General features: G+C 29.9%; 23 protein-coding genes. 8 read left to right on the forward strand and 15 right to left on the reverse strand.

The features are described 5' to 3' along the window. Nucleotides 1–57: 57 nt before the first annotated feature. The 5 genes from coaE to nusB all read right to left on the reverse strand — a co-directional run bounded on the left by coaE (nt 58) and on the right by nusB (nt 3471). A complete protein-coding gene (gene coaE / locus JL193_RS02995; protein ID WP_207972419.1) occupies nt 58–654 on the reverse strand; it encodes a dephospho-CoA kinase in 597 nt (198 codons plus the stop codon). 2 nt (nt 655–656) lie between these two features. Next, nucleotides 657–1595 (reverse strand): CdaR family protein, encoded by a 939-nt coding sequence (locus tag JL193_RS03000; RefSeq protein WP_207972420.1) that lies wholly within the window; start codon nt 1593–1595, stop codon nt 657–659. Between the two features lie 102 nt (nt 1596–1697). Further along, nucleotides 1698–2015, reverse strand: coding sequence for a preprotein translocase subunit YajC (yajC, locus tag JL193_RS03005; protein WP_207972421.1), 318 nt, complete (start codon nt 2013–2015; stop codon nt 1698–1700). A gap of 5 nt (nt 2016–2020) precedes the next feature. Then, nucleotides 2021–2482 (reverse strand): DUF1573 domain-containing protein, encoded by a 462-nt coding sequence (locus JL193_RS03010; protein ID WP_207972422.1) that lies wholly within the window; start codon nt 2480–2482, stop codon nt 2021–2023. A 50-nt stretch (nt 2483–2532) separates the two neighbouring features. Beyond that, nucleotides 2533–3471, reverse strand: coding sequence for a transcription antitermination factor NusB (gene nusB / locus JL193_RS03015; RefSeq protein ID WP_207972423.1), 939 nt, complete (start codon nt 3469–3471; stop codon nt 2533–2535). 270 nt (nt 3472–3741) lie between these two features. Here nusB and JL193_RS03020 point away from each other — a divergent pair, with 270 nt between their 5' ends. After that, complete coding sequence (locus JL193_RS03020) at nt 3742–5523, forward strand: ABC transporter ATP-binding protein (RefSeq protein ID WP_207973368.1); 1782 nt, start codon at nt 3742–3744, stop codon at nt 5521–5523. Nucleotides 5524–5601: 78 nt separating this feature from the next. Next, nucleotides 5602–5964: a PUR family DNA/RNA-binding protein gene (locus JL193_RS03025; protein ID WP_207972424.1), complete on the forward strand. Its 363-nt coding sequence runs from the start codon at nt 5602–5604 to the stop codon at nt 5962–5964. A 150-nt stretch (nt 5965–6114) separates the two neighbouring features. Here JL193_RS03025 and JL193_RS03030 read toward each other — a convergent pair whose 3' ends face one another. The 4 genes from JL193_RS03030 to JL193_RS03045 all read right to left on the reverse strand — a co-directional run bounded on the left by JL193_RS03030 (nt 6115) and on the right by JL193_RS03045 (nt 9121). Then, nucleotides 6115–6930: a hypothetical protein gene (locus JL193_RS03030; RefSeq protein ID WP_207972425.1), complete on the reverse strand. Its 816-nt coding sequence runs from the start codon at nt 6928–6930 to the stop codon at nt 6115–6117. Nucleotides 6931–6992: 62 nt separating this feature from the next. Beyond that, on the reverse strand, nt 6993–7409 hold the full coding sequence (locus tag JL193_RS03035) for a hypothetical protein (RefSeq protein WP_207972426.1): 417 nt from the start codon (nt 7407–7409) through the stop codon (nt 6993–6995). Nucleotides 7410–7613: 204 nt separating this feature from the next. Further along, nucleotides 7614–8675, reverse strand: coding sequence for an isochorismate synthase (locus tag JL193_RS03040; RefSeq protein WP_367890025.1), 1062 nt, complete (start codon nt 8673–8675; stop codon nt 7614–7616). Between the two features lie 26 nt (nt 8676–8701). Then, the gene (locus JL193_RS03045; RefSeq protein WP_207972427.1) at nt 8702–9121 is read right to left on the reverse strand and encodes a PaaI family thioesterase; all 420 of its coding nucleotides are present in this window, start codon (nt 9119–9121) and stop codon (nt 8702–8704) included. 70 nt (nt 9122–9191) lie between these two features. Here JL193_RS03045 and JL193_RS03050 point away from each other — a divergent pair, with 70 nt between their 5' ends. The 5 genes from JL193_RS03050 (at nt 9192) to uvrB (ending at nt 16628) form a co-directional block, all read left to right on the forward strand. Continuing rightward, nucleotides 9192–9683, forward strand: coding sequence for an IS1096 element passenger TnpR family protein (locus JL193_RS03050; RefSeq protein ID WP_207972428.1), 492 nt, complete (start codon nt 9192–9194; stop codon nt 9681–9683). A 190-nt stretch (nt 9684–9873) separates the two neighbouring features. Next, nucleotides 9874–10773, forward strand: coding sequence for an ABC transporter ATP-binding protein (locus tag JL193_RS03055; protein ID WP_207972429.1), 900 nt, complete (start codon nt 9874–9876; stop codon nt 10771–10773). 56 nt (nt 10774–10829) lie between these two features. Beyond that, nucleotides 10830–11675, forward strand: a complete 846-nt coding sequence (locus tag JL193_RS03060; protein ID WP_207972430.1) for an ABC transporter permease — start codon at nt 10830–10832, stop codon at nt 11673–11675. A gap of 45 nt (nt 11676–11720) precedes the next feature. Beyond that, complete coding sequence (locus tag JL193_RS03065; RefSeq protein WP_207972431.1) at nt 11721–14612, forward strand: T9SS type B sorting domain-containing protein; 2892 nt, start codon at nt 11721–11723, stop codon at nt 14610–14612. A gap of 27 nt (nt 14613–14639) precedes the next feature. Beyond that, nucleotides 14640–16628: an excinuclease ABC subunit UvrB gene (gene uvrB / locus JL193_RS03070; RefSeq protein ID WP_207972432.1), complete on the forward strand. Its 1989-nt coding sequence runs from the start codon at nt 14640–14642 to the stop codon at nt 16626–16628. Nucleotides 16629–16643: 15 nt separating this feature from the next. On the opposite strand, the gene JL193_RS03075 is transcribed toward uvrB, so the two are convergent. The 6 genes from JL193_RS03075 to JL193_RS03100 all read right to left on the reverse strand — a co-directional run bounded on the left by JL193_RS03075 (nt 16644) and on the right by JL193_RS03100 (nt 20541). Further along, nucleotides 16644–17378 (reverse strand): head GIN domain-containing protein, encoded by a 735-nt coding sequence (locus JL193_RS03075; protein ID WP_207972433.1) that lies wholly within the window; start codon nt 17376–17378, stop codon nt 16644–16646. Nucleotides 17379–17409: 31 nt separating this feature from the next. Next, nucleotides 17410–17739 (reverse strand): hypothetical protein, encoded by a 330-nt coding sequence (locus JL193_RS03080; protein ID WP_207972434.1) that lies wholly within the window; start codon nt 17737–17739, stop codon nt 17410–17412. A 98-nt stretch (nt 17740–17837) separates the two neighbouring features. After that, nucleotides 17838–18488 carry a hypothetical protein gene (locus JL193_RS03085; protein ID WP_207972435.1) on the reverse strand — a complete coding sequence of 217 codons (651 nt, stop codon included), beginning with the start codon at nt 18486–18488 and terminating at the stop codon, nt 17838–17840. Further along, a complete protein-coding gene (locus tag JL193_RS03090) occupies nt 18472–18996 on the reverse strand; it encodes a hypothetical protein (RefSeq protein ID WP_207972436.1) in 525 nt (174 codons plus the stop codon). Before JL193_RS03090 ends, JL193_RS03085 begins: the two co-directional genes overlap by 17 nt. After that, nucleotides 18986–19552, reverse strand: a complete 567-nt coding sequence (locus tag JL193_RS03095; protein WP_207972437.1) for an RNA polymerase sigma factor — start codon at nt 19550–19552, stop codon at nt 18986–18988. Before JL193_RS03095 ends, JL193_RS03090 begins: the two co-directional genes overlap by 11 nt. Nucleotides 19553–19665: 113 nt before the next feature. After that, the gene (locus tag JL193_RS03100) at nt 19666–20541 is read right to left on the reverse strand and encodes a hypothetical protein (RefSeq protein ID WP_207972438.1); all 876 of its coding nucleotides are present in this window, start codon (nt 20539–20541) and stop codon (nt 19666–19668) included. Between the two features lie 260 nt (nt 20542–20801). On the opposite strand from JL193_RS03100, the gene lon reads away from it, so the two are divergent. Continuing rightward, a complete protein-coding gene (lon, locus tag JL193_RS03105; protein ID WP_207973370.1) occupies nt 20802–23273 on the forward strand; it encodes an endopeptidase La in 2472 nt (823 codons plus the stop codon).

Below are 23273 nucleotides of genomic sequence, written 5' to 3' on the forward strand. Positions count from 1 at the left end.
TTAATTAACGGGTTTTATTAAATTTTAAGTGTTTTTTAACAATATTGCTAACAAATATTAAATTAGGTTACTTTTTTCTGTTAAAATATTATGAATATTATTTACTTGATTTTCAGTAATTTCGAGTGATAAATTCTCTATAACGTAGTTTGATTGTAGTAATTTTTTGTCTTCTTTCCATTGATTATTTATGCGTTCTAAAATTTGGGCTTTTGTAGCAGCACCTCTTTGCATAACACGTGCTATTCTAACATCTAACGGAACAAATACAGAGATTATAAATTCGCATTGTTTGTCTGCTTTGCTTTCAAATAAAATTGCGTTTTCGTAAATAATATAGGTTTTATCTTTATGCGTTTTTATAAAATTTTTAAAATGATTTCGAACCTCTGGATGAACAATACCGTTTAAGATTGCTAATTTTTTTTTATCTTTAAAAACAATACTAGCAATAAAAGCTCTATTTAATTGGTTGTTTTCGAAAGATTGTTTGCCAAACGCATCTATTATTTTAGATTTTATTTTACTAGAAGAGTTCATTAATTTCTTGGCTTCTTCATCTGCAATATAAATAGCAACTTCTTGTTTTTTAGCAAACATTTTTGCTACGGTAGTTTTACCACTTCCAATTCCGCCTGTTAAACCAACAACCATACTTATTTTTGAATTAAGAAATCTATTTTTTTAGGAGCGATTCTAAAACTTTTTACAAATTTAGAAGTGCTTATTACTTTCGGAAGTAAATAGTTTAAACGATTCTTTTTTACAACATTATAATCGCATTCAATTTGAAAAGAACCTTCAGTAATTTTATTAAAATTTGTTAGAGAGGCAACAAATGTAACTTCTACTTTTTTGGGTAAAGTGGTTATTTTTATGTTTGATGGAAGGTTTGTAATTCTGTAAGGAACTTCGATAGTACCTTCTGTAAATTGTTCTACTCTGCCTTGTACAAATGCTTTTGTTTTACTAAACTTTAAGTTCTTATTATTTGCTGGTTTTAAAACAGTTACCTCTTTTTTAAAATCATTTTTTACATCTTCTAACTCAATAGGAGACAATTCTAATTCAGTTAAGCGATCGATTTCTTTTTTAGGTCCAGAAACAACAATGCTATCTGGAGAAATTATAATATCGTCTGCCAAATCGTACCCAACATGATATTTAAGTTTTAAGTTGGGTTTTAGAGGAATTTTTTTACTCGTTAAAGTTCCTAAGTCTAACAATAAAGAATCTTGAAGAATTTCTTGAACCACAATTCCATAAGGCATTTGCTTTTGGATATTGTTTAGTTGATTTTTTGTTAAAATATAATAAATATTGTTTTTCTTTTTGAGTAAATTATTGGCTTTAATTTCGATTGGTTTTCCACTAAAACCAGATTTTAAAATTTTAAAGCCACTCGCTTTTATGGTAATATCTATTTCTTTTACAGGAGCCGATTGTAATAATTTATTTTGAGCAATTTCTTTATATTCTATAGGAAATTTTAATGTCGTTACATATTCTTTCGAAAGTGTAATTAGAAACCAAATAAGTACAGAGGCTAGTAGAAAGCCAACAAATGTTTTAGGAATTTTACTTTTCGATTTCAAAATTTTATTGTTTTAAATGCAATCTACATAAAAGCAGGCAAACAAAAAAGTGAGCATTGTCTAAAAAAGACCCTACTCACTTTTAATACCTCTATTTTTTAATTATTTCTTTGCTGGTGTTGCGTATTTCTTGCTCAATTCCATAGAAATTGCAGAGCGTTCGAATTTTATTCTTCCTGCTCCAGTTTCTATTGTAACTGTATTATCTGTATTGTTTACTTCTGTAATTTTTCCATGAATTCCACTAGAAGTAACTATTTTAGAACCTGTTTTTATCTCTGCCTGAAAAGCTTTTTCTTTTTTTTTACGGTTCATTTGTGGTCTTATCATAAAAAAATATAAGACTAAAATCATCGCTGCAAAAGGCAACATACTCATTAAACCACCAGACTCTGCTTGTAAAATTATTGTTTGAAACATTGTAATTATTTTCCTTTTGGAATTACAGAACCTTTTATTCTAAGAACTTCTCTACCAGACTCTGTATTGGTAGTTAAAGTAATGTCTTTTTGTTGTCTATTAGGTTTGCCTGTAGTATTAAATTTTACTTGAATTTCACCAGTTTCTCCTGGTTTAATAGGTGCTTTTGGCCAAACAGGAACCGTACAACCGCAAGTAGATTGTGCATTTGTAATTACCAAATCTGTTTTACCAGAGTTTGTAATTTTAAAAACCTTTTCTACGATATCTCCTTCGTTTACAGTACCAAAATCGTATTCTTTTTCTTCAAAAGTAATCGAGGCAGTTCCTTTTTTAATTTCTGCATCTCTATACTTTGCTTTCTCTACGTTTTTCTTGTTAATTTTTGAAGTTGCATTTTCGTTTCCACAAGAAACTAAAATTGTAGAAGCAACCATAAATGCGAATAAAAATTTTATATTTTTCATCTTAATTATATTTTTTGTAAAAATAACAAATTTATTATTGTTAACAAGGTTTAAAGCAATCCTCTTCCTATTTTAACAATTTTTTTTGTTGCTAAAAATTCTTTAGAAATTTTATCTAAAACACCATTTATAAAGTAACTACTTTTTGATGTGGAGTAATCTTTAGAAATTTCGATATATTCGTTAATGGTAACTCTGGTTGGTATCGATGGAAAATTAATAAATTCTGTAATTGCCATTTTTATTAAAATCATATCTATTTCTGCAATTCTATCAGTTTCCCAATTGGGTGTTTTTTCTTCGATAATTTGCTCGTATTCTTGTTGTTTTAAAACCGTTTTACGGAATAAGTTAAACACAAAATCTTCGTCTTCTTTGTCTTTATATAAAGCCCCTAATACAAATGGCGCACTTTCTTTTTGCTTGCTTAGAGATTTTACCACCCAAGTATTTACAAACGGTATATCATCTACCCAAGAAATCATTTTATCTTCGAAATAGTCTGCTAATTTTTCGTTAGGCGCAATAATTTCTTTAAAAAAATCGATTACAAAAGTAGTATCTACTTTGTAAGAATTTTCGGTAGTATTTAAGTATTTTTTATATAAATCGCTTTTTTGTAATGCTTCAAAAATAATTTTTACGTACTCGTTATCAACCTGCCAATTATTTAATTTATTTAGCTCTATATAGCCTTCGATACTAATGCTTTCTGCTAATTTATTAATTAAACGATTCTCTAAAAACTTGGTGTTTGGTTTTAAATCTGCAGAAGTTGCTAAGATTTTCTTTTTGGAAAGTGCGATTTTTTTTGCGGCTAATTTTTGTACTTCTACCAATAAAAGTAGGTTTAAAACGTACAAATCGAACATTTTTAAAATGCTATATTTTAAAAATTTTTCTTCTTTTAAAACATCGTCGTTTTTAGATTGAAGCATCGCATATACAGACTGCATTACTTTTACTCGAATATGTCTTCTGTTAATCATTTGCTTAAAGAACTTAATATATAAATTGATAGATTTTTTTCTAACATATTGCAAAAATAGTACTATTTTACTTTTAATCGACACACATTTTAAAATCTTTTGTGTAAAATTAATCTTAAAATTCAGCAATAAATTAACCTAATTTTTTATGGATAAAATACTATCTTCGTGCTTTAAAATAACGTGCTTTTGGTTTTTATTTCATCATAAAAAAATAAATTGTTTAAAAACGTTATTACTGCTTATATTTTAAAAAACAAAACATCTAAATTGAAGGCTTTACAATACATTAATAAGTATTTTATTAAATATAAATGGCGATTATTAATAGGTATATTAATTACCATTCTTTCTAAAATATTGGCTTTAAAAGTGCCACAAATTGTGGGAGATTCTTTAAATATTGTAGAAGATTATCAAATCGCAAAAAAAAATAATTTACCAGAAGCAGAGTTAGCAGTTTTATTAAAAGAAGTAGAACATCAATTATTAATAAATATTTTAGTAATTGTTGGAGTTGCCATTTTGGCAGGTTTTTTTACTTTTTTAATGCGACAAACCATTATTGTAACTTCTCGTTTGGTAGAGTTCGATTTAAAGAATGAAATCTATCAACAATATCAAAAACTATCGCTTAATTTTTACAAAAAAAATAGAACTGGAGATTTAATGAACCGAATTTCTGAAGACGTTTCGAAAGTAAGAATGTATGTGGGCCCTGCTGTAATGTATAGTATGAATATGATTGTGTTAATCGCAGTTGGTTTTACACAAATGATTCGCATTGATGTAAAATTAACAATGTACACCTTAATTCCTTTTCCTCTTTTATCGATTTCTATATTTATTTTAAGCAAAGTAATTCATAAAAGAAGCACCATTGTACAACAATACTTATCGAAATTAACCACTTTTAATCAAGAATTTTTCTCTGGAATTGGCGTGGTAAAATCGTATGGAATCGAACAGAAAATTATCGACGATTTCGATACAATTGCAAACGAAAGCAAAGAAAAAAACATTCATTTACACAAAGCAAACGCACTTTTTTTTCCGTTGATGATTCTATTAATTGGATTAAGCAATTTAATTGTAATTTACATTGGTGGAAAACTATATATAAATAACGAAATTCAGATTGGAACCATTATCGAATTTTTACTCTATGTAAATATTCTTACATGGCCAGTAGCAGTAATTGGTTGGGTAACCTCTATGATACAGCAAGCTGAAGCTTCGCAAGCAAGAATAAATGAGTTTTTAGAAGAAGTTCCAGAAATACAGAATACCAATAATTCGCCAACCAATTTACAAGGAGAAGTTACTTTTAAAAACGTAACTTTTACTTACGACGATACCAACATTACTGCTTTAAAAAATATAAATTTTACTGTAAAAAAGGGAGAAACTGTGGCTATTTTAGGAAAAACAGGTTCTGGAAAATCTACCATTATAGAATTAATTGCACGTTTATATGATACCAAAGAAGGAGAAATTCTTTTAGACGGACAAAATATTCAAAACGCAAATTTAAACGATGTTAGAAATCAAATTGGTTTTGTACCACAAGACCCTTTCTTATTTTCTGAAACCATCGAAAACAACATTAAATTCGGAAAAGAAGATGCCACTGAAGCAGAAATAATACAGGCTTCGAAAGATGCTGTTGTGCACGAAAATATTGTTGATTTTCCACGTGGTTACAAAACCATTTTGGGCGAAAGAGGTGTTACCTTGTCTGGAGGTCAAAAACAACGTGTTTCTATTGCTAGAGCGATTATAAAAAACCCTAAAATTTTAATTTTTGATGACTGTTTATCTGCTGTAGATACCGAAACCGAAGAAAGAATTTTAGAAAGCTTAAAAAAAGTTTCTAAAAATAAAACCACTTTTATTATTAGTCACAGGGTTTCATCTGCAAAAAATGCAGATAAAATTTTGGTGTTAGACAATGGTAAAATTACACAACAAGGAACTCACAATCAATTAATAACACAAGAAGGTTATTATAAAGAGTTATACGAACAGCAACTTTTAGAAAAAGAAAATTAATCTTTAACATTGCTACATTAAATATTTTGTTAGATTTGTTGAGTAAAATAAAAATTATAACTACAATTTTTTAAGATTATGGCAGAGAGAGTTGAACAGGAAGAAATTTTTTCACAAGTATTAAGAGCAGGAAGAAGAACCTATTTTTTTGATGTTAGAGCCACAAAAGCAGACGATTATTACTTAACAGTTACCGAAAGTAAAAAATTTACGCACGATGATGGAACTTTCCATTACCAAAAGCACAAAATTTATTTATATAAAGAAGATTTTTCTGACTTCCATGAAATGTTAAAAAAAGCGACAGATTATATTGTTGCCGAAAAAGGAGACGAAGTAATTAGCGAACGTCATCAAAAAGATTTCAAAAAAGAAGAACTTAAAGAAGACGAAATAAAGGCTCCTGAAAGTTTTACAGACGTTTCTTTCGAAGATATATAACACTTAACTGTTACCCAAACTGTTTTGTATTAATTTGTTTGTAAGTGTTTTTTATTTACAGATAAGTTTATTTAACCGATTTCAATTCAAATTCAATTTACTTACTAAGAAAACCGCAAATGTATGTTTGCGGTTTTTTTATGTATGAGGCTAATCTGCGTCTTTTTTAGGTTTGTTTAAATTATAAGATACACCAAAGAAATAACCAACACCAAACCTTTCTTCGGTGGTTACCAAATTGTTTTCTGGTAATAAATATGATGTATTAGCATCATAATCTCCTACAAGTCTTTCAACCCTACCCAAAGTTACTCCTGTAGATAGTATTATTCTTTCATCTTTTCCAAAAGAAATACCTAATCCTGCTAAAAATTGAAATTCTTGTGCTTCTTTTAACAAGGCACCAAAGCTAAATAGGTACGAATAATTTTTTTCAGACCTATATTTTAAATTCATTAAAGTACCAAAACCATAATCTAAATTTCCTAAATCTTTTTGTCTAATAAACTTCTTTCCTTCATTTCCTTCAGTTAAATCGTCTTTTGTGTAAAATTTATCGTCCAAAAGGCTGCTAAAAAATAAACCTCCACTAAAATCGATTTTAAAGCCACCTGTAATCCACACTCTGTAAGAATAAGTATCTATTAAATCATTGGTTTTTTTATCATAAATTTCAAGAATAACTTCAACTAAATCGATATTTTTTCCATTTACATCAATAGGTAATGTGTAATTACTAAAACTAATATTTTTTAATTTATTTAAATTTTCTTTTATAGTAGAAAATGTATTCTCTAAAATAGTAATGGTTTTACCTAAGGAAGCGTCTTGGTAATTTTCAACATTATTCTCGGTCTCTAATACCGAAAGCTCTTTTTTAAAATCATAATAAGACTTAATAAATTCATTTACTTCATCTTTAAAAAAGGCCTCGTTTAAAGATTGTAAATTCGAATTATTAATCATAAAAAAGTTTACTTCATCTAGTAACTGATTAATATTGTCTTTTAGATTTAGTAGTTTTACTTTTATTTTTTTTGCCTATCTTCTTTAATAAATTTAATAGCGGTTTCTTTATTTATTAATAATTGATTGTTTTTAATCTTAAAATCTTCAAACAAAAATTCATCTACACGCACACTATCAACTTTCGATAATTTACCGTGTTTTAATCTAGTATCTTTTTTAGATTTATTTAAAAAAACATCAGGATTTGTTTCAAATTTATTTTTTATAAGAGCATTAATACTATCTAAACTTTCTTCTTCGATTGTTTTTATAACTTGAGGGGAATTTGTTTCTTTAGGAAATAAATCTGTAGTAGAAGAGTCAACAAAAAGATTTATATTATTCTTTTTTAATTTGTAAGAATATTTTAATGGATTTCCATTCACGAGTTCAAATATAATGGGTTTTTGTAATTTGATGTAAGTTGTTTTTTCCATTAGAAATTTTTAAACTATTTTCATGCGGCTTGCTTAAATCTATTGAAATTATAGTAGGTTTTATAAAATTATCTTGAGAATAAAAAGCAAAAGAAATTAAAGTGAACAGTAAAAAGAGTGAATTTTTCATAATTTTAAAGTTTTGGTAGATTTTTGTAAACCTATTTAAAAAATTAAAATGTATAGATACCTATAATTAGGTATTTACAAAACACGGTTCATCGTTTTAGACTTAGAAACGGTTTCCTCCCACTCTTTATTTGCAATACTGTCTTTGGTTATGCCACCACCAACGTATATAGAAGCTTTGTGATTGTTTATTTTCATACAGCGTAAATTCACAAATAAATGGGTTTCTTTTTTTCCTTTTTTAGAAGAATTAAAATTGATTTCTCCTAAAAAACCAGTATAAAAACTTCGTTGATAGTTTTCATTTTCTAGAATAAAATCTTTTGCCACATTTCTTGGCAAACCACAAACAGCAGGTGTTGGGTGCAAAGCAGCAATAAGTTCTTTTAATGTAGATTTTTTATTTAAATTTCCAGAAACCTTTGTTCTTAAATGCAGTAAACTGCCTGCTTTTATAGTTTCTGTTTTATTAATTTTTAGTGAATTTGCAATGTTTTTTAACTGTTGCTTAATAAAATCGGTTACCAATTGCTGCTCTTCTAATTCTTTTGATTTCCAAACAATATGTTCGTTCGAGTTTGCAACTTGTGTACCTGCTAAAGACATGGTATTAAAAACTGCTTGTTCTACTTCTAACAATGTTTCTGGAGTTGCACCCAACCACAAACCTATTTTTGGATGATACCAAACATACACAAATGCATTGTTGTAAGTCGATAAGAGTTTTTTAAAAACGTTTATCAAAACAAATTTTTCTAAAAAAACCAATTCTTCTCTCGAAATTACTACTTTTTGCATGGTTCCCATTTTTATGGAATCAATGGCTTTTTTAATAATTTTTATATGATTTTCTTTGGAAGAATGGCTAGAAATAAAAGGCTCTTTTACAGAAGTATCTATTTTTAATTCGAGCTTTTCTTGTAAGAATTCTGCATTTTCTTTTGGAAATAGTATGGTGTTTTCTTCATTATTAAAAGGTGCAAACACAAAACCGCTTTCGTTATAATTTTTAGAATAATGCAATGCATCATCTTTCATAAAAAAAGCAGAAATTTCTGTACTATTAGGCTTTCTGTAGGCTACAAAAGGCTTTTTTGTAGAGTAAGAAGCGTGTATTTTATCAAAAATAAGATTCAATATTCTTGTTTTTTAAATTATTGAATTTATTTTCTTTTTTCTAAAACAATATTTGTCATTTTAGCAACAGAAATTAAGTTACGATCTTCATCTACAATTGTAACTTCCCATAAATGAGTGGTTTTTCCTTTGTGAACATTTTTTGCAGTAGCAAAAACAACACCTTCTCGCTTGCTTTTAATATGGTTTATCGAAAGCTGAATTCCGTTTATAAATTGAGATTTGCTATCAATAAAAAAGTTAGAAGCTGCACTTCCTACACTTTCTGCAAGCGCTGCAGTTGCGCCTCCATGTAATTGCCCATAAGGCTGATGCACTCTCGAATTTACAGACATTTTTGCTGTTAAAAAATCTTCGCCAACATCAACATATTCGATATTAAGTGTTTCCATAAGCGTGTTTTTAGAACGCTCGTTAAATGCTTTTAAAATTTTAGAATTATCCATAACCTCTAATTATAGTGTAAAAGTACGTATAAAAAATTGTATTTTTGCAATCGAAAAGCTTACACATTTTATGTACAAAATACGCGTAATTTTAGATACAAAAGAAGATATTCTAAGAACCATTCTTGTAAATAACACCTTTAATTTAGAAGATTTACATTTTACGATTGCCCAATCTTTTGGTTTTAACGGACAAGAAATGGCTTCTTTTTATAGAACGGATGATGAGTGGAACCAAGGTGAAGAAATTCCGTTATTTAATATGGCAGAAGCTGGTGAAGGCATTTCTATGAAAACCTGTACTTTGGTAGAAACTTTGCCTGAAGAAAACCAAAAATTAATTTATGTGTACGATTTCTTAAAAATGTGGACTTTTTATGTAGATGTTGTAGAAATTACTTCAGAAATTAAAAAAGATTTGCCTGAAATTGTACTTTCTGTTGGAGAAATTCCTGATAAAGCTCCCGAAAAAGAATTTATTGCAGACAAGTTAGACAGCGATTTCGATGATGAAGATGACGAATTCGATCCTTTCGACGATTTCGATTTTAATGAGTATTAATTTTTAGCTATAGTACTCATTTTAAATTGATGTTTCTGCCAAAGACTAAGACTGCCAACTGAATACTGAATACTGAATACTGAATACTTAATACTTAATACTTAATACTTAATACTTAGTACTTAAATTTGTAACAATTTTAAACTTTAGTCGTCTTATTGCAACTATAACCAACTAAACACAATTTTCTTTGGAAACAATACTATCTTTAAAAAATCTCGACAAAAAATACGGTGCTGTTCATGCAGTAAACAATCTTTCTTTTGACATTCAAAAAGGAAATGTTTATGGTATTTTAGGCCCAAATGGAAGTGGAAAATCAACTACTTTAGGCATTATTTTAAACGTTGTAAACAGAACTTCTGGAGAATTTTCTTGGTTCGATGGCAAACTTTCTACCCACGAAGCTTTAAAAAAAGTAGGTGCAATTATAGAACGCCCTAATTTTTATCCGTACATGACTGCAACTCAAAACTTAAACTTAATTTGTACTATAAAAGGGGTTTCTCCAGAAAAAATCGACGAGAAATTAAAAACCGTAAATCTTTACGAACGAAGAAATAGTAAGTTTAAAACATTTTCTTTAGGAATGAAACAACGTTTGGCAATAGCATCTGCATTGTTAAACGACCCAGAAATTCTAATTTTAGATGAGCCTACAAACGGTTTAGACCCTCAAGGAATCCATGAAATACGTCAAATAATTCAAAAAATTGCCAACACAGGAACTACCATTTTATTAGCCTCTCACCTATTAGACGAAGTCGAAAAAGTATGTTCTCATGTAGTTGTTATTAGAGAAGGAATAAAATTATACAGTGGTAGAGTTGACGAGATGACTGCTTCTAATGGTTTGTTTGAATTAAAAGTAGATGCTAATGAGCAAAAATTGTTAGAAGTTCTCGAAAAGCACCCAGCAATTGGAAAAATTACAAAAGAAAATGAAACAATCATAGCGACTTTAAATAGCAATATTTCTTCCTCTGAAATAAATTCATTTTTATTCGAAAACAATATTACTCTATCTCATTTGGTAAAACGCAAACCAAGTTTAGAGCAACAGTTCTTAGATTTAACGAACAATAACTAACCTAAAATGTCGGTTCGAGCGCAGTCGAGAACTTTGTCATTTAAAATATAAATACCATGTTAAGACTATTAACAATAGAATTTCACAAATTAAAATACAATAGAGCAAGTAAGGTTTTATCGCTTATTTACTTTGGCTTATTGGCTGCGATTGCATTAATTGCGGCTATTAAATTCGACATTGGCCCCATAAAATTTCATTTGGCAGAAATGGGCATTTTTAACTTTCCTTATATTTGGCACTTTAATACCTATGTTGCTGCTGGGCTTAAATTCTTTTTACTTTTAGTAATTGTTTCTATGATGGCGAACGAGTACAGTTACAAAACTTTAAAACAAAATTTAATTGATGGTTTAAGTAAAAAAGAATTTATACTTTCTAAATTTTATACAGTAATTGTTTTTGCACTTATATCTACACTTTTTGTATTTGTAGTTTCTTTAATACTAGGCTTTATTTATTCAGATTATACCGAGTTTGCCATTATAACTTCTGGCTTAGAATATTTATTCGCTTTTTTTATAAAATTGGTGGGTTTCTTTTCTATGGGACTATTCTTTGGAATTTTGGTAAAAAGATCGGCATTTGCAGTTGGAGCCATGGTGGTTTGGTTTATTGCCGAAAGTATATTTAAAGGATATTTATTTTGGACTTTTAAAAGTGCCGAAAATACAACCGAAAAAGTAGATGCTGTAATGCAGTTTCTTCCTTTTGAAGCAATGTCTAACTTAATTAAAGAACCTTTTTCGAGATTAGGAGCTGTAAGATCTGTTGCAAATCAAATTGGTGAAACCTTCACAAAAAGTTATGCTGTAGATTTTTCTACAATTACAATCGTTGCTGTTTGGTCATTAATCTTTATTTATTTGTCTTTTGTACTGTTAAAAAAGAGAGATTTGTAGTACTTTTTAAATATATTTGACGTTTATAATAGAAATAATAGTCAAATGAAGAATTTTTTACCTCTTTTTCTAATATTTATTGCGTTAAACACATTTTCTCAGAAAGAAGCTAATTTTTGGTATTTTGGTAGAAATGCGGGGTTAGATTTCTCTTCTGATGAACCCATAGCACTAACAGATGGCTTATTAAATACAGATGAAGGTTGCTCTACAATATCCGACAAAGACGGAAATTTATTATTTTATACAGATGGTATTGTATTGTACAACAAAGACCATCAAATAGTAAGATTCTCTAATGGAACCTTAGCAAACAACCTTACAGGAAACCCATCAAGCACGCAATCTGCTTTGTTTGTGCCAAATCCAACCGATGAAAATATTTATTACCTTTTTACTGTTGGAACTGACTTTGTTGGTGATTTGTACGATCCAAACCCTGGTTTTAACTATTATACATTAGACAAAAGTAGTGGCGAAATTATTGCAGGTCCCATAAACCTTGCTGGTAATTTAAGTAGGTTCTGGTCAGAAAAAGTAACTGCAGTCGAAGGAAACGATTGCGATTCTATATGGATCGTTTCTGCAGTTGGAAGCCAATTTTACTCATATGAAATCACTGGAAATGGTATAAATATAACACCTGTTATTAGCAGTACAAATTATCAATTAAGAGACAAAAGAGGGTATTTAAAAGTATCGCCAGATGGTAGCAAAATGGCATTGGCAGATTTTAATTACACAGGCACTTCTGGCTCAGGAAGTTTGGTTCTTTACGATTTTAACAATCAAACTGGAGAAATTTCTTCCTCTGCCCAAATATTAACAAACCCTTTTCAAGATGGTGCGCCTTATGGAGTAGAATTTTCACAAAATTCTTCTAAATTATACACTTCTACTTTCGATGGTAGAAATAACAGCATCTATCAATTCGATTTGACAGAAAGTGATATTGCAAGCACAAAAACACAAATTTTTTCTCAAAATGGTCGTAGAGGAGCTTTACAACTGGCCTCAAATGGTAAAATATACGTTTCTATACCAGGAAATACAAGCTTAGATGTTATTGAAAATCCAAACGAAAGAGCCGTAAATATAACTTACAGGCAAGCCTCCGTTTCTTTGGGTGGTAGAGTTGCTTCACAAGGGTTACCGCCTTTTATTCAATCTTTTTTCTCTCCTGTAAATATTATTGATAGTAATAGCGTAGGTCAAATAGTCGCTTTAAGTGATACGACACAAGAATTATGTACAGACGAAACTTTAAGCCTCGAACCAGAATTGCCTGGAAACGCTACCACTACTTACCTATGGACTAAAGAAGGAGATCCTTCTGTAAATAGTACAAATAGGGTATTCTCTATAGACAATAATTTAGGCTCTGGTATTTATTATTTAGAAATGGTAAATGAAGACGCTTGTGGCAGACAAAAGACATTCAACAGTTCTATAGAAATAAATTTTAACGACTTGCCAACAGTAAATACAATAGACGTTTTCGAGCAATGCGATTTTGACGATAACAGAAACGATTTTACAACCAATTTTAACTTAACAATTTTAGAGCCAGAAATATATTCAGGCACAGAGCAAGTTACTATCGAATTTTTTGAAGTTTCCGACACTTCTTTTTCAACACCAATTAATAAAAATAATTATATAAATATAGTACCCACAGATGCTGTAAATGGCAATCATAAAATAATCGCAAAAGTTACCAACACAAATTCCCAATGCTACAGCACCACAGAAGTAGAATTGAAAGTAAACCCTTCTGGTACAGAGAATTACAAAGACATTTACACCTGCGAATTAGATGTAAATGCCAACATACCCAACAGCATAAGTAGCAATGGTTCTGGCAATGCTTTTTATAATTTTGATGTTAAAACAAATCAAATAATTGCAAATTCTATGGGCAGTTTATCTACAAGTACCCACGATTTTAAGTACTATAGAACTAGAAACGACGCCATTCTTTTAAACAATGAAATAGAGCAGCCTTTTGAAACTACTTTATTTACAGATAATGATGATATTTTTGTAAGGGTAACCCTAAAAGGTTCTAGAGATTGTGAGAGTATAGGACAATTTAAAATTAGAATTAGAGCACTTCCAATACCACAAGGAAATACAAATACAGAAATTTTATGTATTAAAAACCCAATTGAAAATCCGCAATTAGAAAGTATAAATTTAAATGCAGATACAGGTACAGCAACAGACACTTATAAATGGTATTTAAACGGAGTAGAAATTTTTGGCGAAAATAATGCCATTTTAGCGGCAACAAAAGAAGGAACCTATAAAGTCGAAGCCATTAGAAATTACGAAAATGATGTTGCAGATACTACAGACGACACTGTTTGTATTGGTTACAATACATTTACAGTAAAAGAATCTAATAAAGCTGTTATCGAATCTGTTTCTTTTTTAGACGACCAAGACAAAACTGCAGACAATACAATAACAATTAAAGTCTCTGGAATTGGAGATTATGAATACGCGTTAAACGATAATTCTTCAACAAATTTTGTAAAAGGAACAGATAATTTGTCTTATACATTTACCAATGTTCCTCCAGGTTTAAATACTGTTTACATTAGAGACATAAATGGTTGTGGTGTTGTATCTTCTCAAGAAATTTCATTTGTGTATTTTCAAAGACATTTTACTCCAAATGAAGATGGAAATTTTGATACATGGAAGGTTCAAGGAATAGACAATTCTTTTTACACCGAAGTTAATTTACAAATTTTCGATAGGTATGGCAAACTATTAAAAGTAATCAACCAAAAAACAGAAAATGGCTGGAATGGAATTTTAAACGGGAAAATGATGCCCTCTAACGACTATTGGTATAATGCTGTTTTAATTGATAAAAATGGTAAAACTAGAAAAAAAACAGGCCATTTTAGCTTAATTAGAAAACAATAAATAAAAAAGTATCCGTATTTTTACAGGATGGACTTTAAACTGGTATCAGAATTTTCTCCAACAGGAGATCAGCCACAAGCAATTAAAGAACTTTCGCAAGGAATTTTATCTGGAGAAAAGTACCAAACCTTACTAGGTGTTACTGGCTCTGGAAAAACATTTACAATCGCTAATGTGGTTCAAAAAGTAAAAAAACCAACGTTGGTTTTAGCCCATAACAAAACTTTGGCGGCACAACTTTATTCCGAATTTAAACAATTTTTTCCGGAAAATGCTGTAGAATATTTCGTTTCTTACTACGATTATTATCAACCAGAAGCGTACATTCCAGTAACTGGCACCTATATAGAAAAAGACTTATCTATAAACGAAGATATAGAAAGACTGCGTTTAAGCACCACTTCTTCGCTACTTTCTGGACGAAGAGATGTTTTAGTAGTCGCTTCTGTTTCTTGCTTGTATGGTATTGGAAACCCAACTGAATTTAAGAAAAACGTTATTCCTATTCAAGTAGGGCAACAAATTTCTAGAACCAAATTTTTGCACCAATTAGTTACTAGCTTATATTCTAGAACCGAAGTAGAAATAAAAAGCGGAACCTTTAAAGTAAAAGGCGATGTTGTTACGATTTATCCTTCTTATGGAGATAATGGTTACAGGGTTCATTTTTTTGGCGACGAAATCGAAGAAATAGAATTGTTCGACTTAGAAAGCAGCACCATTATAAATACTTTTGAAGAATTAAATATTTATCCTGCAAATTTATTTGTTACCTCACCTGATGTGCTACAAAATGCAATTCATCAAATCCAAGAAGATATGATGAAACAAGTCGATTTTTTTAACGAAATAGGAAAACATTTAGAAGCAAAACGCATAAAAGAAAGAACAGAATTCGATTTAGAAATGATTCGTGAGTTGGGGTATTGCTCTGGAATTGAAAACTACTCTCGTTATTTAGATGGCAGACTACCAGGCACAAGACCCTTTTGCTTGCTAGATTATTTTCCAAATGATTATTTAATGATTATTGATGAAAGTCATGTAACTGTACCACAAACCCATGCCATGTATGGTGGAGACAGAAGTAGAAAAGAAAATTTGGTAGAATATGGTTTTCGTTTGCCAGCTGCAATGGACAACAGACCTTTAAAATTTGAAGAATTTGAAGCCATACAAAATCAAACTATTTTTGTTTCTGCAACTCCGGCAGACTACGAGTTGCAAAAAACAGAAGGTGTTTTTATAGAACAAATTATTCGTCCAACAGGCTTGTTAGACCCTATTGTTGAAGTAAGACCAAGTTTGAATCAGATTGATGATTTGATTGAAGAAATTCAAACCAGAGTCGAAAAAGACGAACGTACTTTAGTAACTACTTTAACCAAAAGAATGGCAGAAGAGTTAACGAAATACTTAACAAGAGTGGCTATTCGTTGTAGATACATACATTCGGATGTAGATACTTTAGAACGTGTAGAAATTATGCAAGATTTACGCAAAGGTTTGTTTGATGTTTTAATTGGAGTAAATTTATTACGCGAAGGTTTAGACTTACCAGAAGTTTCTTTAGTTGCCATTTTAGATGCAGACAAAGAAGGTTTTTTAAGAAACACAAGATCTTTAACACAAACCATTGGTAGAGCTGCAAGAAATGTAAATGGTTTGGCTATTTTATATGCAGATAAAGTAACTGCAAGCATGCAAAAAACCATTGACGAAACTGAGCGCAGAAGAGAAAAACAAATTGCCTACAATACCAAAAATAACATCACTCCTACGCAAATTAACAAAAAAATTGACAATACCTTAACCAAATCTGCTGTTTCTAGTTATCATTATGACAATGCGAAACAAGTGGCTGCAGAACAAGATTTACAATACTTGCCAAAAGAAGAAATCGAAAAACGCATTCGCACAAAACGCAAACAAATGGAAGCTGCAGCAAAAAGCTTAGATTTTATTGTGGCTGCACAATTGCGTGACGAGATTGCTGTTTTAAAAGAACAGATTTAATAGATTTTTTAAAATTTAATTTCTTTCGATAACATTTCCAGACCCTACGGATTTTTTGTCTATATGGCTTGGATTTCCTTTGTAATACAAACTTCCAGAACCTACAATTTTCGCATCGATTTTCGATTTTACAGTTGTTTTAATACTTCCAGAACCTGCAATGGTCGCTTTTACTTCGTCGGTTTTTAACTCGAAAGCTCTTATGCTTCCAGAACCAGCTATCGAACAAGTAAATTCTGTAGTATTTCCTTTTAAATCGATGTCTCCAGAACCGCCAATAGATGCGCTAATTTCTTTGGCTTCTATATGCAAATCTATTTTTCCAGAACCGCCTAAACTCGTGTTAAATTTTCTTGCAGAAATTTTTTCTTTGCTAGAAATAATTCCAGAACCACCCAAAGCAACACTTTCAATATCATTATAAAATACAGTTACTGTTAGTCTTTTTGTGGTTTTAATATTCGTGTTTTTCTTGTAATTTATTTTTAATGTATTTCCTTTAACATCTGTTTCTATGTACGGAATTATGTTTTCTTCTCCTTCGATTTTAATGTTTCCTTCTTTTCCTTTTACAAGAATTACATCAAAAGAGCCACCAGCAGCAACACCATCGAAATTAGAGGTTGTTCTATTTACGGTAACTACATTTCCATTTCCTTTTATTTTTTTACTATTTCCCCACCAACTTTGGGCGTTCATAGAAAATGCGATTGCAAAAATTAGACCGCTTAAAATTATTTTTTTGTTCATTGTATATTTGTTTAGGTAGTTGTTTTTTTATTTAGTTTTCTTCGATTCTTACGCTTCCGTATTGAGAGTTTACTTTTAACTCTCCACTTGTTTTTCCATTTCCATATTTACCTTCGTAATATTTTTTTGTGGGTTTAGAATTGGTTTTAAAAAACTCTATTTTATCGTTATTTCTTTTAAAACTTGCGTATTGTAAATCTATTTCAAAATGAAAAGCAATAGCAGGTGCAACATAAATTTTAATGCCTGTATATTGGCCAGAAATATCTACTTTTTCGAAATCTTTTACTAGATTTTTTATGGTAAGCGAACCATATTCAGTATCTATGGCTAGGTTTTTTCTTATGGTTCCAAAACGCAAACTTACATAATCGGAATTTCCGTAGATATTTTCTGCATCGTTTATAGTTACAGAACCATAATCTGAATTAAAATTTACAGTGCCAGCTTTATCAAACTTTAACGTAGAATAATCTGCATTGGCTTTAATTTTTCAGAATTTTCTATCGATAATTTAGAATAATCGACATTTATATCTCCACTTTTTATATAAGCAATTGTGGAAGTAGAACAATAGTCTAAACTAATATTATTGTTATTCGAAGACAATTCGCCCACAACAATTTTACCATAATCGCAATTAATTGTTGCTTCCCCAGAAATATTTCCTAAGTAAATACTTCCATAATCATTCTTTAAGTTGATGTTATTGGTTTTTGGCATTTTTACAAAATAATTAATTTTATAATTTACATTTTTACTTCTTTTCCACCAAGACCAACTATTTTTCTTTTTACCAAAAACGGTTTTTGCACTTACTTTAGAACTACTGGCACTAAATGCTACATTTATAGAATTCAATTTTTCTTCAACATCTTCTAAATCGTTTCCATTTACAGTAATTTTTACTTCAATTTCTACTCGATTTTTATCCCAAGTAGTAATATTTAAATCGCCATAACTGTTATCTAAAGCCACTAAAGCATTTGAATTTACGTTGTATTCTTTGGTAATTGTTTTCGATTTTTCGTGTTTTTTTTCTTTGTTGTTTGCTGAAGAAATGAATGGAAATAAAAGTAATAAAAATGCAATTTTATAGATAGATTTCATTGTTTGGATTATTAGTGTTTTTAATTTTATCGATTTGTTTTAAGGTGCGTTCTAAGATATCTAAACGTCTTTGGTAGTTTTTAATCATAGCCGCAATAATGCGTCTTTGATTTCCGTTTTTGGTAAGATCTTGTACAAAAACTTTATAACTGTCTTCTAATTCGTCTAATTCGTCTAAGGCATTTTCTATAATTTTTTCTGTATCTAAGCTTCTATTGAGTTCTAGTGTTTTTATTTCTTGGTTAATTGTAGCCACAAAATAATTTTGAACTTCTTCCATTTTTGGAGAAATATCTGCCAAATCTAATTGTCTTTTTTGATGGTTGCTACCCAACCAAAAACCTAAAATTAAAACTACAGATGCAGCAACACTTAACCATTTCCAAGAAGTTTTTAGCTTTTTGTTGGAGCGATTTAATTTACGTTCGAAACGTTCTAAATGCCCAGAATGGGGTTCTTTTAAATCGAAATTATTTTCAGAAAAAAATAGATTTAATTTATCTTTCATATGCTTGTGTTTGTGTGTTTTTTGCAAGTAAAATTTGCTTCAATTTTTTCTTTGCTCTCGAAACTGTTGTTCTTACATTTTCGTTTGTATAGTTTAATATTTGTGCAATTTCTTCATAATCATATCCTTCAACTAAGTGCAAATTTAATACCAACCTGTAATTCTCTTTTAAATTTTGCAAGCAATTTAAAACGGTTTCTGCTTTTAGTTCTGTATATTCTATCGTTTCCTCTTGTTCGTTATCATTTGGTATTACTTCCATTTTTACTTCTAAATACCTCGAATTCTTTTTTAATTGTGTTAAGCTTTTATTAATTACAATTCTCTTTAACCACGCACCAAATGTAACTTCTCCTTTATACATCTGTATTTTTGTAAAAGCCGTTAAAAAAGCCTCTTGCATAACATCTTCTGCCTCAAAAGCGTCTTTTAAAATACGGTAAGAAGTATTGTACATTGCGTTGTAATAGCGTTTGTACAATGCTAACTGCGCATTTTTATCTTGCGATTTGCAGCGTTCTAAAAGCTTGGTTATATGTGGTTGATTGGCTTCCAATAAAACGTTTCTATGTTAAAGACAACCCCATCTTTAACTTGTGACACTTTTCTGGAAATAAAAGTAACCTTTTTTATTTTTTAGGAAAGTTTAGAGTAATTTACAGCGAAAAACTAATTTTCTTTTAGCGTAAACTTGTTTGTAACTTGCATGTTTATTTTAGCAATGTTATACGTTAATTCTTGGTTGCTTATACGATCCATTATAAAATGCATGTGGTCCAATTGTTTTTGGGTAATTTTATTTTCTTGAAAAGCGGTTTCTACTTGTAATGTTCTTTTAATTTTGTGTAAGGCAAGAATGTAAAACATCGTTTTTGTAGGGTCATTTTCTAATTCTTCTATATTATTAAACAGGTAGGTGCGTTGCAAGTTAATATAATCTTCATTAAGAATTAATAAACTTCTTTTACTCAAACCCTTTAAAAAATCGGGATTTTTTAATAAAGACCCAATATAATCTGGAAAAGGCAACTTTACACGAAAATTTAAAATGGAAATTGTTCTAGTAGAAGAAGATTCGCTTATCGAATCGCTATTTCTTAAAACTGTATTTTTAAAGATTGTTTTTAAACTATCTAATTTAAATTTTAGTGAGTCTAAGTATTTTTTGTTTTCTTTCGAGAATGAGGCTTTTTGTTGATGAGGTTTAAAACTAGTTAGAGAATCTTTTGCATTCGCTTTTAATAATTCTAAATTATTTTGCATTTTTTTATAAATGCTTAACTTTTCTTTTGTAGAACTTTCAACATATTTGGTTATTTTTTCAACCACATAAACTCCAGATTCTAAAATCTTTACAAGGTCTTCTTTTTCTTTTTTCATTTCGTTATTCACACTTACATTTATTGCCATTATTACCCCAATAAGTGTGGCAATCGTGGTTAACAAGAAATTTACAAGATTAGAAAAACGTTTATTTTTCCTTTTTATGGAAATAAACAATAAAATTACACCTGCTAAAACAAGAAAAATGTAAACGATAAGCATTGGATATTAATTTTAAAATGATAACAAATATAAGATTATATAAGAATTTAGCGAGTTATATTTTAAAACATTCATTTTAAAGTCGATAAGGTTGTTTTTTTTAAGATAAAAGTATTCTTAAGACAGATAAACATTGGCATAACAATTGTCTTACTAAGCATAGGTAAGAAGAATTTTTTAAATTAAATTATTGATTACCAGTTTTTTAATAAAAATTAAATTTGATGTTGATGATTTATAGAAAATCAATCAATGTCAGTATGACAGATATAAAGAAGATGAGCAAACCAAAAATAATGAGATTAGACAATATGTCGCTTCATAGCATGCTAAATGAAGATTCTGAATTAATTCCTTTAATGACGCCAGAAGATGAAGAAATTATTAACAACGAAAGTGTACCAGAATCTCTACCGATTTTACCACTAAGAAATACGGTTTTATTTCCAGGAGTTGTAATTCCTATTACTGCTGGTAGAGATCAATCTATACAATTAATAAAAGATGCAAATAAAGGCGATAAAGTTATTGGTGTTGTTGCCCAAAAAAACGAAGAAATAGAAGAACCTGGCTTAAAAGATATTTATACCACAGGAGTTGTTGCACAAATTTTACGTGTTTTAAAAATGCCAGATGGCAATACAACTGTTATTATACAGGGTAAAAAACGTTTCGAAATAGATACAATTATTCAAGACAAACCTTACTTAAAAGCCACTGTAAAAGAAGTTTTTGAAGATAAAGTTATCGACGATAAAAAAGAGTTCGAAGCAATTATCGATTCTATAAAAGAGCGAGCTTTAGAAGTAATTAAAGAAAACCCTATTTTACCTTCGGAAGCCTCTTTTGCGATAAAAAACATTCAATCGAGTTCTTTTTTAGTGAGTTTTATTTCATCTAATATGGATTTAAGTGTGATGCAAAAGCAAGTAATTTTAGAAAAAGACAATCTAAAAGAACGTGCATTGTTAACATTAAAAAACCTAAATAGAGAACTTCAAAAATTAAAATTGCGTAACGATATTCAGTCTAAAACAAGAGAAGATTTAGACCAGCAACAAAAAGAATATTATTTACATCAACAATTAAAAACCATTCAAGAAGAGTTGGGTGGCGTTTCTAACGACCAAGAGTTGGAAGAAATGCGCAAAAAAGGAAAAACTAAAAAATGGACAAAAGATGTTGAAAAAACTTTCGAAAAAGAATTAGGTCGCTTAAAGAGAATGAATCCTCAAATGGCAGAATATGGCGTTCAAAGAAGTTATTTAGAACTGTTGTTAGAGCTGCCCTGGGGCGAATACACAAAAGATAAATTCGATTTAAAAAGAGCGACAAAAATTCTAGATAGAGACCATTTTGGTTTAGAGAAAGTAAAAGATAGAATTATAGAGCATTTGGCGGTTTTAAAGTTAAGAAACGACATGAAATCTCCAATTTTATGTTTATACGGTCCTCCAGGAGTTGGTAAAACTTCGTTAGGAAAATCGATTGCAGAAGCTTTAGGAAGAAAATACGTTCGTATGTCTTTAGGAGGTTTGCGTGACGAAGCAGAAATTAGAGGTCATAGAAAAACGTACATTGGTGCAATGCCTGGGCGTTTAATTCAAAATTTAAAAAAAGCCGAAAGTTCTAACCCTGTTTTTGTGTTAGATGAAATTGATAAATTAGGGCAAAGTCATCAAGGAGACCCATCTTCGGCAATGTTAGAAGTACTCGACCCAGAGCAAAACGAATCTTTTTACGACAATTATTTAGAGGTTGGTTACGATTTATCTAAAATCCTTTTTATTGCTACAGCAAACAATTTAGGGCAAATTCCTTGGGCTTTGCGCGATAGAATGGAAATTATAAATGTAACAGGTTATACTATTGAAGAAAAAATAGAAATTGCCAAAAGACATCTATTACCAAAACAATTAAAAGAACACGGTTTAACAACAGAACATTTAAAAATAGGAAAAAAACAATTAGAGCAAATTGTTGAAGGTTATACCAGAGAATCTGGTGTTCGTGGTTTAGAAAAGAAAGTGGCAAAAGTGGTACGTTTTGCTGCAAAATCGATTGCTTTAGAAGAAGAATACAACGTTTCTATTACAAGCGAAGATGTCGAAAACATCTTAGGAACTCCAAGAAATAGAGACAAATACGAAAACAACGGAGTTGCAGGCGTGGTTACAGGATTGGCATGGACCAGTGTTGGTGGAGATATTTTGTTTATAGAATCTATTTTATCGAAAGGAAAAGGAAACCTTTCTATTACTGGTAATTTAGGAAATGTAATGAAAGAATCTGCAACCATTGCTTTGCAATATATTAAATCAAATGCAGAAGAATTTGGCATAAAACCAGAAATTATAGAAAAATACAATGTACATATTCACGTTCCTGAAGGTGCCACACCAAAAGACGGGCCAAGTGCAGGTATTACCATGTTAACTTCTTTAGTATCTTCTTTTACCCAACGTAAAGTAAAAAATAAGTTAGCAATGACTGGTGAAATTACTTTACGTGGAAAAGTATTACCAGTTGGTGGTATTAAAGAAAAAATATTAGCAGCAAAAAGAGCAAACATTAAAGAAATTATTCTTTGTGAAGACAATAGAAAAGACATTCTAGAAATTAACGAAAATTATTTGAAAGGACTCACTTTCCATTATGTTTCTGACATGAAACAAGTAATTGAAATCGCACTTACTAAGCAAAAAGTAAAAAATGCCAAAAAATTAGTATAG

This window comes from Polaribacter batillariae, assembly GCF_017498485.1.
Lineage (GTDB): Bacteria > Bacteroidota > Bacteroidia > Flavobacteriales > Flavobacteriaceae > Polaribacter > Polaribacter batillariae.